The 495-nt window shown below is 63.8% G+C and carries 1 pseudogene; it reads left to right on the top strand.

Features of this window, described 5'->3' with window-relative positions:
• Positions 1-379: pseudogene (locus tag EN991_RS39310) on the top strand (malate dehydrogenase); the annotation flags it as partial.
• Positions 380-495: the final 116 nt, after the last annotated feature.

Genomic DNA, 495 nt, shown 5'->3' with positions numbered 1-495 from the left:
GGTCGAGCTTCTCCTTCGAGGTCCAGCCCATCTTGATGAGGTCGGGCAGCGCACCCGCGACGGCGGCGCCGAGATCGTCGGCCTGCTCAAGACCGGCTCGGCCTATTACGCGCCGGCCGCTTCGGCGATCTCGATGGCCGAAGCCTATCTCAAGGACAAGAAGCGCGTGCTGCCCTGCGCGGCGTATCTCTCCGGCCAGTATGGCGTCAAGAATACCTATGTCGGCGTTCCCGTGGTCATCGGCGCCGGCGGCGTCGAGCGCATCATCGAGATCGAGCTCAACAAGAGCGAGCAGAAGATGTTCGACTCCTCCGTGGCGACGGTGCAGGGCCTGACCGAGGCCTGCGTCAAGATCGCGCCGCAACTCGCCTCCAAATGAATCTCCAGTAAGTGAACCCCCAGTCGATCCGGAGACCATCCAGATGAACATCCATGAGTATCAGGGCAAGGCACTGCTGAAGTCGTTCGGCGCGCCGGTGGCCGGAGGCGTGCCGG

The organism is Mesorhizobium sp. M7A.F.Ca.US.005.03.2.1, from assembly GCF_003997795.1.
GTDB classification, from domain to species: domain Bacteria; phylum Pseudomonadota; class Alphaproteobacteria; order Rhizobiales; family Rhizobiaceae; genus Mesorhizobium; species Mesorhizobium ciceri.
The sequence above is the reverse complement of the archived record's forward strand: the minus strand, read 5'-3'. Positions and strand labels throughout refer to the sequence as shown.